We start from the raw sequence: 13,743 nt of genomic DNA, 5'->3' as shown, positions 1-13,743 counted from the left end.
TTCTACCAGCAGTACGGCCGAGCCCATGCCCATCCCAAAGTTCTTCCGTTCCCTGCCTCGCGGCTGGCTGTCGTTGCTGGCGATCCTCCCTCTCATAGCCTTGCTCAGTGGCTTCCTGCCGCTGGACTTCTCCCGTCCCGCACCGCTGGTCGGCGATGCCAAGCGCCAGGCCGAGCTGCGCGAGCACTGGCAGAACGGCGACCTGATCGTGTTGGTGCGCCATGCCGAACGGTGTGACCGTTCCAGCGCCCCCTGCCTGGGCAACGTCGACGGCATCACCGTGCGGGGTGGCCTGAGTGCCCACGCCATCGGACAGGACTTCGCCGCCCTCGGCCTGGCCAATGCCGACATCCTCAGCAGTGAGCAGGTGCGTGCGGTACAGACCGCCACTTCGATGTTCGGGCAGGCGCCGCAAGAGCAGGAGTGGCTGTACAACTGTGAAGGATCGATGTTGCGCCAGGCGCTGCAACACAAGATCGCGCACCGCAACCTGATCCTGGTGACCCACAGCGAATGCATCGAGGACCTGGAGCACTCGGTGAGCGTGGACGACCCGGCGACTCCGGACTACGCCTCGACGCTGTTCGTGCTCAGCGAAACGGACAAGAGCCCGCGCCTGCTCGGCTACATCGATGCCGACCAGTGGCCGCTGAACGTCAGCGGGCGCTGATCTGGCTGGGTGTTGCGCCCAGGCGGTAGCGCTGCAGCTCCTCCGGCGTCAGCACACGCATGCGCTGCGGGTCGATGCTCTGCATGGTGTCGGCCAGTTCCAGCGGAATGTCCATGTCGCGGAAATAGGTGCGGGCGTTGTAGCTGCCCGCCGCCTGGGACGAATCGCCGGCGGGGTAGTAGGGGCGATGCAGGCCCACGTAGCCACGCACCGTACGGTGCTTGCCGGCAGCCAGCAGATAGACGCAGGAACCCTGGCAGACGCTGTTGGTCGGCACCAGCGTCTCGAAGCCGGACTCGCGCAGCAGACGACCCATCTTGATCGATTCGGCGGCGCTACCGCCGATGCTGTCCAGCAAGGCCACCTTGCGGGCGAACTTGCCCGGGTTGGCCAGCAGCCCCTTGAACAGGCGCTCGTAGTCGCCCGGAGCGATCTCCTCGCTGATCCGCACCGCCAGCACTTCGCCGACCTTGGAGTGCTGCACAGGCTTCACCTCGACCTGGGCAAGGGCCAGGCCGGAACTCATTGCCGTGGTGAACAGCGCGGTGGTGCAGAGCAGGGCAGCGCGAAGCATGGGGGAACGAATCCTGGAAGGGTGTTGTAGGAAGGCGCTGAAGATACCTTGATACGCGCCGTCCGTCAGCCCATCAACCAGCCTTCAGGCAGGTGCGCAGCAAGCGGCGAGCCGACTTGTTGACCCGGCGGCGCTCCAGCTCTTCGGGAGCGAACCAGCGGCAGTCGGCGATCTCGTTCAGCGGGGTGGGCTGTTGCGTCGGGTCGATCGGCGTCTCGAACACGTAGTGCAGCGTCTGGTATAGCTCCAGCGGCGCCACGTAATTCATCTGCTCGATGGCCAGCCCGGTTTCCTCGATCAGCTCGCGGGTGGCCGCCTGGCCGGGGCGTTCGTCGGCCTCGATGCGGCCGCCGGGGAGGTTCCACTTCGACTTGGATTTGCGCACGAAGAGAATCTTGTCGTCGAGGCGGCAGATGACCGTTGCACGCTCTTTCAGGTTCTTAGCCATACCGGCTGCTCCTCGACATTCTTCCAACAGTGTTCAGCGTAGACATTAATCAAAGATTCCCAACCAGATGAACTGGTTACGGCGTTTTTGTCGACAAATGGTAAGGAATGGTCGCTGGAAAGGTATGTCAGAGCTTTCTGAAGAAAAGCTCGCCATATTCCCGAGCAGTATTTCCTTCAGGGTGGACCGGCGTCCGGGATTGAAGTGCGGACTTTCTCTCGGGCTTGCAGGACGCTTACTCAGGACATATCGCTCTTCTCAAATTCCTCACCGAGGAAATCAAGCAAGGTGCGTACCGACGGCAACAGCCCGCGCCGCGAAGGGAACACCGCGTGGACCACGCCGGTACGCGGCGCCCAGTCCGGCAGAAGGTTCACCAATCGGCCTTCGTTCAGGTCCTCGCACACCACCACGGCCGGCATGTGCACGGCACCGGCGCCCGCCAGCGCGGCCTGGCGCAGCGCAACCAGGTCGTCGGTGACCATTCGCGGTCGGTAGCGCACCTGCGCGCTGGCCCCTTCGGGGCCGTCCAGTTGCCACTGGTACTCTCGCTGTACCGCGCCCCAGTGCAGCGTCGGCAGGGCAGCCACGTCGGCGGGCGTCGGCCTGGCCGGTAGGCGCTCGCGCAGTGCCGGGGCGCCCACCACCCGCTGGCGGCTTTCGCCCAGCACCTTCATCACCAGGTCACTGCTTTCCAGCGGCGGGAAGCGCACCCGCAAGGCAATGTCGATGCCTTCCTGGATCAGGTCCACCTGCCGGTTGGTGCTCTGTACATGCAGCTCCACCAGTGGGTACTGCACCATGAAGCGCGCCAGCATCGGGCCGACCCAGAAGTTCAGCAGCGCCGTAGGACAGCTCAGGTTCACCACCCCGCGCGGTTCGGAACGGTGCTGTTCGACGGCCTCGGTGGCAGCCGCCGCTTCCACCAGCATCGCCAGGCAATGTCGGTAGAACACCTGGCCAATCTCGGTCACCGAGAAATGCCGCGTCGAACGCTGGATCAGCCGCACGCCCAGGCGTTCCTCCAGCGCGGCGATACGCCGGCTCAGCTTCGACTTGGGCTCGTCCAGGGCGCGGCCGGCCGGGGTGAAACCGCCGTGCTCCACCACCTGGGCGAAGTAGTAGAGGTCGTTGAGATCGTCCATTTCAGTGTTCCTATTATGGAACACTGATAGTAGTTTTTGCCGCCTACTGGGGCAATTGTCCTGTCCGTATCGTGGCCTCCATGCACGACAGGAGGCACCCCATGAAACAGATTCTTGGCATCTACAGCGCCCCCCGGCCGCACTGGGTCGGCGACGGCTTCCCGGTTCGCACGCTGTTTTCCTACGACAGCCTCGGCGAGCACCTCAGCCCCTTCCTGCTGCTCGACCATGCCGGCCCTCACGCGTTCGGCCCCAGCACGGTGCGCCGTGGCGTCGGTCAGCACCCGCATCGGGGGTTCGAGACGGTGACCCTGGTCTACGAAGGCGAACTGGAGCACCGCGACTCCAGCGGTGGTGGCGGCCGCATCGGCCCCGGCGACGTGCAGTGGATGACGGCCGGCGACGGCATCCTCCACGAGGAATATCACTCGCCGGACTTCACCCGCAGCGGCGGCAACCTGCACATGGTCCAGCTCTGGGTGAATTTGCCGGCCCGCCACAAGCGCACTCCCCCGGCCTACCAGACCCTGCTGGCCAGCGACATCCCGCGCATCGACCTGGCCGATGGCGCCGGCAGCCTGCGGGTGATCGCGGGCGACTACGCCGGCCACGCGGGCCCGGCCCACACCTTCAGCCCGCTGGATGTCTGGGACCTGCGTCTGCAGCCCGGCCGCCCGCTGGAACTGGCCGTCAAGGCCGGGCGCAACACGGCCGTGGTGGTGTTGCGCGGCAGCGTCCGCTTGGGCGGCGGCGAAGCGCTGCACGAAGGCCAGTTGGCGCTGCTTGACCGGCGCGGTGAGTACCTGCAACTGGAGGCCGAGAGCGATGCCCTGGTCCTGCTGCTCAGCGGCGAGCCGCTGAACGAGCCCATCGTCGGCTACGGCCCCTTCGTGATGAACAGCGAAAGCGAGATTCAGCAGGCTATTGCCGATGTCCAGAGCGGGCGTTTCGGACAGATGACCCGCTGATGTCATACCCCGGACTCAGGCGTCGCCTAGTCTGGATGAGCGCCCGCGCAGGATGCGCGGGCTTTATGGGCCGGATGCCCTTTGTGGAGACCCCTAAATGAGCCACTTCAACCAGATTGCCAACTTCAATGGCAAGCGCCCGGTGATCGACCCCGACGACACCGCCATGCTGCTCATCGATCACCAGAGCGGCCTGTTCCAGACGGTCAAGGACATGCCCATGACCGAGCTGCGCAACAACGCCATCACCCTGGCCCGCATCGCGACGCTGGCGAAGATTCCGGTGATCACCACCGCCTCGGTGCCGCAGGGCCCCAACGGCCCGCTGATCCCCGAGATCCATGAAGCCGCGCCCCATGCGCAGTACTTGGCACGCAAGGGCGAGATCAACGCCTGGGACAACCCCGAGTTCGTCGCCGCGGTGGCGGCCACCGGCAGGAAGACCCTGGTCATTGCCGGCACCATCACCAGCGTTTGCATGGCCTTCCCGGCAATCGCCGCCGTCAACGCCGGCTACAAGGTATTTGCCGTGATCGATGCCTCCGGCACCTATTCCAAGGCGGCGCAGGAAATCACCCTGGCCCGTGTCGTCCAGGCTGGCGTGGTGCCCATGGACACCGCCGCGGTGGCCTCGGAAATCCAGCGTACCTGGAACCGCCCGGATGCCGCGCAGTGGGCCGAGGCCTACAGCCTGATCTTCCCGCATTACCGCCTGCTGATCGAAAGCTACACCAAGGCCCAGCAGGTCGTGACCGAACACGAAGTGCTGGACTCCCAGCGCTGATTCAACCCTTGCCCGGCTCCGACCGGGTATCCACCGCAAAGAGGAAACGCCATGAGCAAGCCCTACGTCCGTCTCGACAAGACCCAGGCCGCCGTATTGCTGGTCGATCACCAGGCCGGTCTGCTTTCGCTGGTGCGAGACATCGAACCGGACAAGTTCAAGAACAACGTCCTCGCCCTGGCCGACCTGGCCAAGTACTTCAAGCTGCCGACCATCCTCACCACCAGCTTCGAGAGTGGACCCAACGGCCCGCTGGTGCCCGAGCTGAAGGACCTGTTCCCTGACGCGCCCTACATCGCCCGCCCCGGCAACATCAACGCCTGGGACAACGAGGACTTCGTCAAGGCGGTGAAGGCCACCGGCAAGAAGCAGCTGATCATCGCCGGCGTTGTGACCGAGGTCTGCGTGGCCTTCCCGGCGTTGTCGGCGCTGGAGGAAGGCTTCGACGTCTTCGTCGTCGCCGACGCCTCCGGCACCTTCAACGAAGTCACCCGTGACGCCGCCTGGCGCCGCATGGAAGCCGCCGGCGCGCAGATGATGACCTGGTTCGGCGTGGCCTGTGAGCTGCACCGCGACTGGCGCAACGATATCGAAGGCCTCGCCGCGCTGTTCTCCAACCACATCCCTGATTACCGCAACCTGATCACTGCCTACAGCACGCTGACTTCCAAGAAGTAAGTGGGTGCTCGCCGGGCCGGCGCCACGGGGGCCGGTCTGGCGATTCAGGGTCGATAACGGTAGGTACGGTTGCCCGGTGTGATGCTGTGCGTGCGCAGCACCCACTGTGGCACGCCGTGCCGTGCCTCCTGCAGCAGCTGGAAGAAGCGGATCAGGTAACCCGTCTCGAAGCAGGTGCGCTTCTTTCCGACCGCGAAATGCTGCCGCGCGTTGAACAGGGAAGTCCACGGAGTGGCCAGGTGGTCCGGCGCCAGGCTGTCCTGTGCTTCGAGCATGCCGGCACGCAGCAGGTCGAGATGGTGGGACTGCACTGGCGTGAGAGGAATACGCCGGCAGTAGGGCGTGGCGGAGACTTCCCGGACATTGCTCAGTACCTTCAGGTGGGTCAGCCAGAAGCCGTTCTCGAGATGTTCCTGGGCACGGGCGAGCAGGGGCAGAAGCGCGGGCTCGCGGCTGTGCAGGAGGTCGCGAAGCGAGCCGATGGCCTGCATGGCGGAGGTGTAGTGATCGATGGCAGAGGGGGTGTGGGTGTTCATCGCTCGGTTGGTCCTGCCTTGTAGCTGGGGCGTTCCAGGGCCAGTTCGTAGAGCTGGCGGGCTTCGCTGACCAGCGGAGCCAAGGCGGAGGCGAAGCGCGCGGTGGCGCGGATGAGGCCACAGTCGCTGTCGTCTTCCATCAACTGCAGCAGGTTTTCGACCGCCGTGATGCGGCGCAGGGCGGCTTCGCGCAGGTGTTCGACCGGGGCGAGGGCGTTGATGAAGAGGACTTCCTCGCCGAACTGGCCGGTCAAGGCGATGGGGAGAAATTCACGCATGGGGCACCTCCGGGTGGAGGGTTGAATCCTGGCGTGATGAGGGGCGGTGCACGGGGGAGAAAGGGGGATAGTTCATATCGGCTCTATTGTTCCAAGGACCAAGTAGCCGCCAATCGACCTTCCTACGGGGAGAGAGGCGGACCGTGTAAGGGTAGGAAACCCATCTAGAGCCAAAACGGGCAGGCCGAAGCCTCCTCACACGGCCGCCATAGAGGCACGAGTCACAAGACAACTTCCGCGAATCGTGGCTACAGAGCTACCGTTTTTCTGACTCCTTACCGGGTTCCTACACCCGACCGCGATGACGCTGCGGCGAACCAGAGGCTAGAGATGGCGCTCGTAGGCCCGCAAGGCTAATGGCACGTGGGACTTTTCGGTTGGTGACGACGATCCCGAGGCAGGACATTGCCGACAGAATGAAACGGGTCTCATCCATTGCCCCAATATGTAGGACGGCGTCCCAGTAGGAGCGGAGCTTCTCCGCGATGCTCTTGTTCGTGCTTGGGCGTTCCTGCGTCGCTTCGGCGTGTGCTGCAAGATTCTGTTTCGCCCCCTCGGGCGAGTCACTTCTTTCAAGCGCCAAAGAAGTAACCAAGAAGGCTTGCCCCGGACATCCGGTTTTTCGCTTAGGCGAAAAATTCCCTCGTTGAATTGAAGTTTCAGGGGCCCGCGGCGAAGGGCCGTCCCTGGCCCATCGCCGCTCTCGCGACATCCATGTCGCTCAACCCCTGAAACTCCAATTCAACGAGGCCTCCTGAACGGGGCACTCCGGAGTGCGCGGGTGTTTCTCTGGAAAACTTGTCAAGTCAGAGCCAGAACCGGAGCTGTGCGGTTGCTATCGGCTTTCGCCTGTGCCCGGAGCTTCCATCCACCTCGAAATCACGGCGTGACAAGAACGTAGGATGGCGTGGAGCGCAGCGATACCCATCAATGCCCAAGCGCCGACAGCATGGGCATCGCAAGCTCACGGAACGCCGCCGAGCCACCGTACAAGAGTCATTGCCGGGCGGCGGAAAAGTTCGGTTCGCGAGCAAGCTCGCTCCTGCAAAGTTGCCGGTTCCGGTTCGCGCTTTGGTTTTTTGTGAGTCTTCCAGCGAAACATCCGCGCACGCCTGAGCGGCGCAGAAACACCTAAGCGGAAGCAACAGACCAACACCGGCGCCGAACAGACGCCGGTACAGTCAGCGGATCGCGCAGAGCCCGCTCAGGCACTTCAGAGAATCGCGAAGTTGTAGCTCGCGATCAATCGCACCTCATCCACGTCACGCGCCGACTGTTCGTAGTTGGTGCGGTAGGTGGCATTGCGCAGGCGCAGGCTCAGGTCCTTGAAGGTGCCGGCCTGGATCACGTACTTGAACTCCACGTCGCGTTCCCATTCCTTGCCTTCGTCGCCGTTGGCCAGGGCGATGTGGTCGCCGTTGACGTAGCGGGTCATGAAGCTGAGGCCGGGCACGCCGACGCTGCGCAGGTCGAAGTCGTAGCGCAGTTGCCAGGAGCGCTCCTGGGCGTTGGCGAAGTCGTTCACCTGCACGTAGTTGGCGAGGTAGGGATTGCTGCCGTCGAGGTAGGGCATGGAGGTGTCGCCATTCATGCGCTGCCAGCCGGCGCTGAACACGTGGCCACCCTGGGCGTAGGACAACAACAGGCTCAAGGCGCGGTTGTCGATCTCGCCGGCACGGGCCGAACCGGCGTCGTCGCTGTCGAACCAGCGCAGGTCGGCAGTGACCTTGCCGGCGCCGACCGCCTGCTTGCCGACAATGCCGACGTAGCGCTGCCGGTAGACATTCTCCAGTCCGCCCTGGGCGTATTGCAGCAGGAGCTGATCATTGACCTGGTAGTCGGCCTGGTAGGAGTCGAAGCGGTTGCCAGTGGTGTCGCAGGCGTAGCGTTTGTTCTTGCAGTTCAGGCGCACGTCCTGGGCGTCGGTGGAGTCGCGGGCGGTGTAGCGCTCCAGGCGCGTGGCGGTGAGCTTGAGGTGGGCGATTTCCTCGCTGGTCAGCTGCGCGCCGTGGAACATGTTGGGCAGCAGGCGGCCGTCGTTGTACTTGAGCAGCGGCATGTCCGGCAGCATCGCGCCGTACTTGAACTGGGTATGGGAGACGCGCAGCTTGCCGGTGACGCCGGCCTTGGCGTACTGGTCTTCGGAGTGGCGCGGGTCGTGACCGCTGGAGGGCAGCAGCCCGCTATTGCTGTCGGCGGGGCTGGAGTCGAGCTTTACGCCGAGCATGGCCAGGGCGTCGACGCCGAAGCCGACGGTGCCTTCGGTGTAGCCCGACTGCAGATTGAGGATGAAGCCCTGGGCGGTTTCCTCACGCTTGGATGCACCCTGCGGGTTGGACGAGCTGCCGTCGCGGAAGTCGCGGTTGAAGTAGAAGGTGCGCGATTCCAGGCGCGCGCTGCTGTCCTCCAGGAAGTCGGCGCTGGCCGGGGCGGCGATGCCACCGAGCAAGGCGAGGGCGCCCAGGCGAGTGAGCGGGCTGGAGGAGAGGGGCGAGGGCATGCGGTGACTCCGGGGGCACTAAAAAAGCGCGCGAAGGTGTCACAGATGTGCGGCGGGGTCTTTGCGACCATGGTCTAGATCGCGGGTTTCCGCTTGGGTGAATGTGCTGGCGGTACCGTCGGACAATCGGCTGAAACCTTCGGGCCAGCCCCGCGTCCACCGTCATGCCATTACCCGAACCGCTGGAGGTGAGCATGAAAGGCCATGGTGAAATCAGAGAGCGCCCGGGCGTTGCCCCTGAACGCTGGCCGGATAGGTCCGGCCCCGGCGACAAGCATGGGTTGCCTGGTTACCCGCAGCGTCAGGTGCCCCTTGGCGGTTCGCGGCATATCGATCCGGAGCTGGGTTTTGACCCGGATTCGCCGGACCTTGCCGATCCGCAGATCGACCCACCGCATCCGCCTCGCGTTCCCCATGACGGCCCTGACCCGCAGCGTCAGCGGCGAGTGCCGGGGGACAAGTATCCGCCGTATTCGGGGCACTGAAGAGCGCCGTACAACCTCTCGATTCGATGTGTCCGGCGAGCTGTTTGTAGGATGGGTGGAGCGCAGCGATACCCCTGCTGATGGTGCGAGGTGGCGATGGGTATCGCTGCGCTCCACGCCATCCTACGCCCAGTTCAGCTGGCGAATGATCAGCGGCCCGGTGTTCGGGGCACCATTTACAGGATGGGTTCAGCCGGTGGGAGCTCAGCAGGCCTGCGGCATATCCCCCCTGGCCAACCGAGCATTGATATCGACGATCACTGCCGGCAGCTCGGCGATGGTGTCGATCAGGTAGTGCGGCCGCGAGCCCTCGAACATCTGCCCGATGCGGCGGCGCTCCTGGTCCAGCTTCTCTGCCGGCAGCGCCTTGTACTGCTCGTAAGTCAGGCCCAGGGCGTTGCCCGAGCAGGTCAGCGCCACGGTCCACATGCCGGCGCTGCGGCCTTCGAGGATGCCCGGCCAGGTGTCGTCGACCTTCACGCACGCTGCCACGTCGTTGATGCCCAGGGCGATCACGTTGGCCAGTGCCTGCGCCGGATGCGGCCGGCCGTTGGGCACTTCATCGGTGGCGACCACGTGGTCGGCGACGTAGCCGTTGGCCTTGGCCAGGGCAACGACCTTCTCCATCACCACCGCCGGGTAACCAGAGCAGGAACCGACCTTCAGCCCGCCTTTGCGTACGGCAGCAATGGCGTCCAGTGCGCCAGGAATAAGCGCCGAGTGCTCGGCGATCTTCTCGATCTGCAGCGGCATGAAACGCTCGTAGATGGCAGTGACGTCGTCGTCGCTCGGCACACGGCCGAACTTGGCCTTGTAGCGCTCGGCGATGGCCGGGATATCGCACAGGGTGCGGATGTGGTCCCACTTGCCCATGCCCATCGGGCCGCGGGCTTCTTCGAGGCTGACCTGCACGCCGAACTCGGCGAAGGCCTCGACGAAGATCTGGGTCGGCGCGAAGGAGCCGAAGTCGACCACGGTGCCGGCCCAGTCGAGGATGGCCGCTTGCAGTTGCTGGGGTTGCTGGTAATGCATGGTGGTGCTCCTGTGAGGGGGATTCTTTGTGAAAAGCAGGGGTGAACGCGGCCCGCCCGGCGTCTTGGCAGGCTTGCGGTTTCACGCGGTGTTCGGGGTGAGGGTCAGGCCGTGGAGTCGAACAGTTCGGCGATGATCGGCCGCTTGCGGCGGATGCCCAGGCAGCACAGGTAGTAGCTGATGTGGAACGGGTCCTCGGCGAAGGCGATGGAGCGCGTGCCGGGCCGATCGGCGTATTCCACCGCCGAGACGAAGCCCACGCCGATGCCATGCACCACCGCATGGACGATGGCCTCGCGGCTGTTCAGCTGCATGGCGCAGTCCAGTTCCACGCCATGCCGGCGGCAGCCTTCTTCCACCAGCTGGCGGGTGCGCGAGGCCGGTTCGCGCAGGACCACGCGCTCCCTGGCGATCTCCTGCACGCTGACCGATTCCTGCTGCGCCCAGGGGTGATCGTCGCGCACCACTGCGAGGATCGGGCAGGTGCGATACAGCTGCGTGCTCAGGCGCTGGTCGAACTCCGAGAGGGCGAGGATCGCCACATCGATGTCGAAGTTGTACAGCCGCTCCAGGGTGCCGGCCTCGCTGGTGAAGGAGGTCTCCAGTTCGATGTGCGGGTAACGCTGCATCAGCGAGTAGGTCAGGCTCATGGCGATCGGCGGCGACACCGCACCGAGGCGCAACATGCCCTGCTTGCGCTGCTGGAAGCTCTGCAGCAGTTGCAAGGCTTCGTCCTCCTGGCCGAACAGGCCCTGGGTGATCGCGTAGAGCTGTTGCCCGGCCGGGCTCAGCTCGATGAAGCGCCCGCGCCGGTGGAACAGCTCCACCGAGAAGCGCTTCTCCAGGCCGCTGACTTGCTCGCTGATGGTCGGCTGGCCAACGCTCAGCAGCGCCGCCGCCTGGGTGAAGCTGCCGGTGCGGGCCACGGCGTGAAAGGAACGCAACCATTTGTGGTACTGGTACATGAGGTCTCTCTATGACAAGGGCATGCCACATGGCCGTGCCCTCAGCGCCGGACGAACAGGGCGACCACCGCGCTGCACACGCAGGCCGTGGTGACCACGATGAAGATCAGTGAAGTATTGCCCGTCGTGTCCAGCATGCGACCGATCAGGGGTTCGGCCAGACCCGCAAAGAGGTAGGAGGAGAAGTTCATGATCCCGGTGGCGGTACCGGCGCGGCGTGCGCCGACCAGGTCCGGGCAGAGCGCCCAGAAACTCGATGCCGGGCCGTAGACGAAGAAACCGCAGAGGAACAGCGCGAGCAGGCCGATGCCACTGTGTGCCGGCAGGCTCCACATCCACAGGCTGGTGACGGCACCGAGCACCATGTAGAGCATGATCGCGCGGTAGCGCTTGCTGCCGAACAGGCGGTCGGACACCCAGCCGTTGCTCAGCGCGCCCACGGCCATGCCGACGGGCAGGGCAATGGTGATCCACTTCGGGTCGATGAAGCTCTGGCCCTTCTGCCAGTCGGCGCCGAGGAAGTGCACCGGAACCCAGACGATCAGCCCGTAGCGCGCGGCGTTCTGGAAGCCCAGCGACAGCGCGGCAACCAGCAGGCGCGGGTTCTTCAGTACAGCCAGGTAGCGCTGCGTCGAGGTTTCCTCTTCACCGTGGGCTGCCTCGCTGGAGCGGTCCTCGGCATTCGCCACGCCGGTGTCGGCCAGCGGATCGAAGCCCAGGTCCTGCGGACGCTCCCGCGCCACCAGGTAGAACACGATGCCACCGGCGAGCATCAGCAGGACCGGCAGGCGGAAGATCCAGCGCCATTCCAGGTGCAGCACGTCGATCACGACCACCGAGGTGACGTAGGACAGCACCGAGGCGCAACCGGCGGCGAACACATAGAAGCCGTAGACCTTGCCGCGCTCGGCGGCGCTCCACCAGTTCGACAGCAGGCGGCTGCCCGGCGCCCAGCCCAGGGCCTGGAAGTAGCCGTTGATGCCCCACGGCAGGATCAGGCTGCCGAAGCCACCGGCGAAACTGGTGACCCAGTTGGCCCCGCAGGACAGCACCGCGCCCAGGCTCATGATGCGCCGGCCGCCGAATTTGTCGGCGAGGTTGCCGTTGATGGCCTGGCCGATGGCGTACATCCAGAGCATGGCACTGGAGGCCCAGCCGAGGGTTTCCTTGCTCAGGCCGAACTCGGCCTGGATGCCGGGGATGGCGAAGCCGAAGGTCTGGCGGCCGGTGTAGAAGAACAGGTAGCAGAACATGGCGGCCAGCAGCATGCGCCACTGGGCAAGACGAAACGGGGTGACAGCTGAGACGGGCCCAGACAGGGTTTGTGCACGGTTCATGGCGGTTTTCCTTTTTGTTCGCTCGCGCCGGCTGAAAGCTCGGCGTGTCGGCACTCTTGTTCGGTGCGATAGGTCTTCGGAGCAACAGGAAAAGGCGGCAGCCAGGGCCGCCCGGTGAAGGACGGCGTCAGGCGGCCTGCGAACCGATGAAGTTGCGTCCGCGGGCACCCTGCATGGCGAAGTCGATCATCGCTTCGGCTTCGGCGGACGTCACGCCGTAATCGCCGAACTCGGTCTTGACCCCGAGGCGATGGAGGAATTCGCGCAGGCGCTGCTGTGCGCCCTTCAGGTCGCTGCCGAAGACGCGTTGCAACACGCGGTCGCGGTCGGCGTCGCGGCCCCAGGCCAGCCCCAGCACCAGCGGCAGGGTGAAGGAGCAGGCGATGCCGTGGGACAGGCCGTGGCGCAGGGTCATCTCGTAGGAGATAGAGTGGGCCAGTGCGGTCTTGGTGTTGGAGAAGGCCATGCCGGCTTTCAGCGCGGCCAGCGCCATGCGCGAGCGTAGTTCGCGGTTGCCGAGGTCCTGTTGCAGGCGCGGCAGGCAGTCGAGGATGTCTTCGATGGCGGAGATGGCGAAGGTGTCGGAGATCGGGTTGGCGTTGTGGTTCCAGATCGATTCCAGCGCGTGGGACAGCGCGTCCAGCCCGGTGGACACGGTCACCCCGGCAGGCACGCTGAGCATCAGGTCCGGGTCGATCAGCGCCACCTGCGGCCAGGTGCAGTCCAGGTGCAGGGAGTATTTCTTCTGTTGCTGCGCATCCCAGAGGGTCGCCCAGGGCGTCACTTCGCTGCCGGTGCCGGCGGTGGTCGGCGCGGCGATCAGTGTCTTGTGCCGTGCCGGGACGAAGGGCTTGCCGGCGGCCAGCAGGTCCAGCAGTTCGTCGAAGCGGCCGGAAGCGGTGCTGACGATCAGCGCCTTGGCGGTGTCGATGGCGCTGCCGCCGCCGAGGGCGAACACGGTGCTGCAATCGGCTGCTTCACGCCAGAAACGCTCGTGCACATCGCGCAGCCAGGCCACGTCGGGATTGGGTTGCACGTCGTCGATGACGTAGGCGAGGCGGTCGCCGAGCAGGTCGCGAACACGGTCGATCAGCCCCAGTTGCGCGGCTTCGGGGAAGGTCACCAGGGCGACCTTGCCTTCGCACAGGTCGGCGATGCGCTCCAGGCTGCCGCCACCGAAAACGGTGGCGACCGGATTGTGGAATCGGGCAGGCATGGGCAGTTCCTTGTTGTTGTTTGAACGTGGGGCCATGCTCGGGGCCTCGTCGGTTTCGTTCCAATCGATTGATCGCAGGTGGGCATCGGCCAGACCGATAACGGCGGGTGCGGGCATCTTGTGCAAA

15 protein-coding genes are annotated in these 13,743 nt (G+C 65.0%); 5 read left to right on the top strand and 10 right to left on the bottom strand.

The window, feature by feature from the left end:
* Positions 1-25: 25 nt before the first annotated feature.
* Positions 26-670, top strand: a complete 645-nt coding sequence (locus ACKI1H_RS23495; RefSeq protein WP_440466542.1) for a histidine phosphatase family protein — start codon at positions 26-28, stop codon at positions 668-670.
* Here the strand turns inward: ACKI1H_RS23495 and ACKI1H_RS23490 are convergent.
* The 3 genes from ACKI1H_RS23490 to ACKI1H_RS23480 form a co-directional block, all read right to left on the bottom strand.
* Positions 657-1,244, bottom strand: a complete 588-nt coding sequence (locus ACKI1H_RS23490) for a hypothetical protein (RefSeq protein ID WP_138521621.1) — start codon at positions 1,242-1,244, stop codon at positions 657-659. The two genes, ACKI1H_RS23495 and ACKI1H_RS23490, sit on opposite strands and share 14 nt — an antisense overlap.
* Before the next feature lie 73 nt (positions 1,245-1,317).
* Positions 1,318-1,692 (bottom strand): NUDIX hydrolase, encoded by a 375-nt coding sequence (locus ACKI1H_RS23485; RefSeq protein WP_138521619.1) that lies wholly within the window; start codon positions 1,690-1,692, stop codon positions 1,318-1,320.
* 239 nt (positions 1,693-1,931) lie between these two features.
* A complete protein-coding gene (locus ACKI1H_RS23480; protein ID WP_440466541.1) occupies positions 1,932-2,837 on the bottom strand; it encodes a LysR family transcriptional regulator in 906 nt (301 codons plus the stop codon).
* A gap of 101 nt (positions 2,838-2,938) precedes the next feature.
* On the opposite strand from ACKI1H_RS23480, the gene ACKI1H_RS23475 reads away from it, so the two are divergent.
* The 3 genes from ACKI1H_RS23475 to ycaC all read left to right on the top strand — a co-directional run bounded on the left by ACKI1H_RS23475 (position 2,939) and on the right by ycaC (position 5,267).
* The gene (locus tag ACKI1H_RS23475; RefSeq protein WP_440466540.1) at positions 2,939-3,805 is read left to right on the top strand and encodes a pirin family protein; all 867 of its coding nucleotides are present in this window, start codon (positions 2,939-2,941) and stop codon (positions 3,803-3,805) included.
* A gap of 97 nt (positions 3,806-3,902) precedes the next feature.
* Positions 3,903-4,589 (top strand): hydrolase, encoded by a 687-nt coding sequence (locus tag ACKI1H_RS23470; protein WP_440466539.1) that lies wholly within the window; start codon positions 3,903-3,905, stop codon positions 4,587-4,589.
* A gap of 51 nt (positions 4,590-4,640) precedes the next feature.
* Positions 4,641-5,267, top strand: a complete 627-nt coding sequence (gene ycaC / locus ACKI1H_RS23465; protein WP_138521611.1) for an isochorismate family cysteine hydrolase YcaC — start codon at positions 4,641-4,643, stop codon at positions 5,265-5,267.
* A 44-nt stretch (positions 5,268-5,311) separates the two neighbouring features.
* Here the strand turns inward: ycaC and ACKI1H_RS23460 are convergent, their stop codons facing one another.
* The 3 genes from ACKI1H_RS23460 to ACKI1H_RS23450 all read right to left on the bottom strand — a co-directional run bounded on the left by ACKI1H_RS23460 (position 5,312) and on the right by ACKI1H_RS23450 (position 8,581).
* Positions 5,312-5,803: a hypothetical protein gene (locus ACKI1H_RS23460; protein WP_440466538.1), complete on the bottom strand. Its 492-nt coding sequence runs from the start codon at positions 5,801-5,803 to the stop codon at positions 5,312-5,314.
* A complete protein-coding gene (locus ACKI1H_RS23455) occupies positions 5,800-6,081 on the bottom strand; it encodes a hypothetical protein (protein WP_440466537.1) in 282 nt (93 codons plus the stop codon). Before ACKI1H_RS23455 ends, ACKI1H_RS23460 begins: the two co-directional genes overlap by 4 nt.
* 1,213 nt (positions 6,082-7,294) lie before the next feature.
* Entirely contained in the window at positions 7,295-8,581 is a 1,287-nt protein-coding gene (locus tag ACKI1H_RS23450) for an OprD family porin (RefSeq protein WP_440466536.1), read from the bottom strand.
* A gap of 194 nt (positions 8,582-8,775) precedes the next feature.
* Between ACKI1H_RS23450 and ACKI1H_RS23445 the strand changes: the two genes are divergently transcribed.
* Entirely contained in the window at positions 8,776-9,066 is a 291-nt protein-coding gene (locus ACKI1H_RS23445) for a DUF6021 family protein (RefSeq protein ID WP_440466535.1), read from the top strand.
* A gap of 204 nt (positions 9,067-9,270) precedes the next feature.
* Here ACKI1H_RS23445 and phnX read toward each other — a convergent pair whose 3' ends face one another.
* The 4 genes from phnX to psrA all read right to left on the bottom strand — a co-directional run bounded on the left by phnX (position 9,271) and on the right by psrA (position 13,616).
* Positions 9,271-10,098, bottom strand: a complete 828-nt coding sequence (phnX, locus tag ACKI1H_RS23440) for a phosphonoacetaldehyde hydrolase (RefSeq protein WP_440466534.1) — start codon at positions 10,096-10,098, stop codon at positions 9,271-9,273.
* Between the two features lie 104 nt (positions 10,099-10,202).
* Complete coding sequence (locus ACKI1H_RS23435) at positions 10,203-11,063, bottom strand: LysR substrate-binding domain-containing protein (protein WP_440466533.1); 861 nt, start codon at positions 11,061-11,063, stop codon at positions 10,203-10,205.
* A gap of 41 nt (positions 11,064-11,104) precedes the next feature.
* On the bottom strand, positions 11,105-12,400 hold the full coding sequence (locus ACKI1H_RS23430) for an MFS transporter (protein WP_440466532.1): 1,296 nt from the start codon (positions 12,398-12,400) through the stop codon (positions 11,105-11,107).
* A gap of 127 nt (positions 12,401-12,527) precedes the next feature.
* Positions 12,528-13,616 (bottom strand): iron-containing alcohol dehydrogenase PsrA, encoded by a 1,089-nt coding sequence (gene psrA / locus ACKI1H_RS23425; protein ID WP_440466531.1) that lies wholly within the window; start codon positions 13,614-13,616, stop codon positions 12,528-12,530.
* Positions 13,617-13,743: the final 127 nt, after the last annotated feature.

The organism is Pseudomonas sp. YH-1, from assembly GCF_051990045.1.
In the GTDB taxonomy this organism is placed as follows: Bacteria; Pseudomonadota; Gammaproteobacteria; order Pseudomonadales; family Pseudomonadaceae; genus Pseudomonas; species Pseudomonas nicosulfuronedens.
Note: the sequence above shows the minus strand (reverse complement) of the source record. Positions and strands in the feature narration are given on the sequence as shown.

What these genes read in the sequence shown, in the direction of transcription:
- ACKI1H_RS23485 (WP_138521619.1), bottom strand. Translation starts at nt 1,692, where the DNA reads ATGGCTAAGAACCTGAAAGAGCGTGCAACGGTCATCTGCCGCCTCGAC.
- ACKI1H_RS23435 (WP_440466533.1), bottom strand. Translation starts at nt 11,063, where the DNA reads ATGTACCAGTACCACAAATGGTTGCGTTCCTTTCACGCCGTGGCCCGC.
- phnX (WP_440466534.1), bottom strand. Translation starts at nt 10,098, where the DNA reads ATGCATTACCAGCAACCCCAGCAACTGCAAGCGGCCATCCTCGACTGG.
- ACKI1H_RS23490 (WP_138521621.1), bottom strand. Translation starts at nt 1,244, where the DNA reads ATGCTTCGCGCTGCCCTGCTCTGCACCACCGCGCTGTTCACCACGGCA.
- ACKI1H_RS23430 (WP_440466532.1), bottom strand. Translation starts at nt 12,400, where the DNA reads ATGAACCGTGCACAAACCCTGTCTGGGCCCGTCTCAGCTGTCACCCCG.
- ACKI1H_RS23475 (WP_440466540.1), top strand. Translation starts at nt 2,939, where the DNA reads ATGAAACAGATTCTTGGCATCTACAGCGCCCCCCGGCCGCACTGGGTC.
- ACKI1H_RS23495 (WP_440466542.1), top strand. Translation starts at nt 26, where the DNA reads ATGCCCATCCCAAAGTTCTTCCGTTCCCTGCCTCGCGGCTGGCTGTCG.
- ACKI1H_RS23480 (WP_440466541.1), bottom strand. Translation starts at nt 2,837, where the DNA reads ATGGACGATCTCAACGACCTCTACTACTTCGCCCAGGTGGTGGAGCAC.
- psrA (WP_440466531.1), bottom strand. Translation starts at nt 13,616, where the DNA reads ATGCCTGCCCGATTCCACAATCCGGTCGCCACCGTTTTCGGTGGCGGC.
- ACKI1H_RS23460 (WP_440466538.1), bottom strand. Translation starts at nt 5,803, where the DNA reads ATGAACACCCACACCCCCTCTGCCATCGATCACTACACCTCCGCCATG.
- ACKI1H_RS23450 (WP_440466536.1), bottom strand. Translation starts at nt 8,581, where the DNA reads ATGCCCTCGCCCCTCTCCTCCAGCCCGCTCACTCGCCTGGGCGCCCTC.
- ycaC (WP_138521611.1), top strand. Translation starts at nt 4,641, where the DNA reads ATGAGCAAGCCCTACGTCCGTCTCGACAAGACCCAGGCCGCCGTATTG.
- ACKI1H_RS23445 (WP_440466535.1), top strand. Translation starts at nt 8,776, where the DNA reads ATGAAAGGCCATGGTGAAATCAGAGAGCGCCCGGGCGTTGCCCCTGAA.
- ACKI1H_RS23470 (WP_440466539.1), top strand. Translation starts at nt 3,903, where the DNA reads ATGAGCCACTTCAACCAGATTGCCAACTTCAATGGCAAGCGCCCGGTG.
- ACKI1H_RS23455 (WP_440466537.1), bottom strand. Translation starts at nt 6,081, where the DNA reads ATGCGTGAATTTCTCCCCATCGCCTTGACCGGCCAGTTCGGCGAGGAA.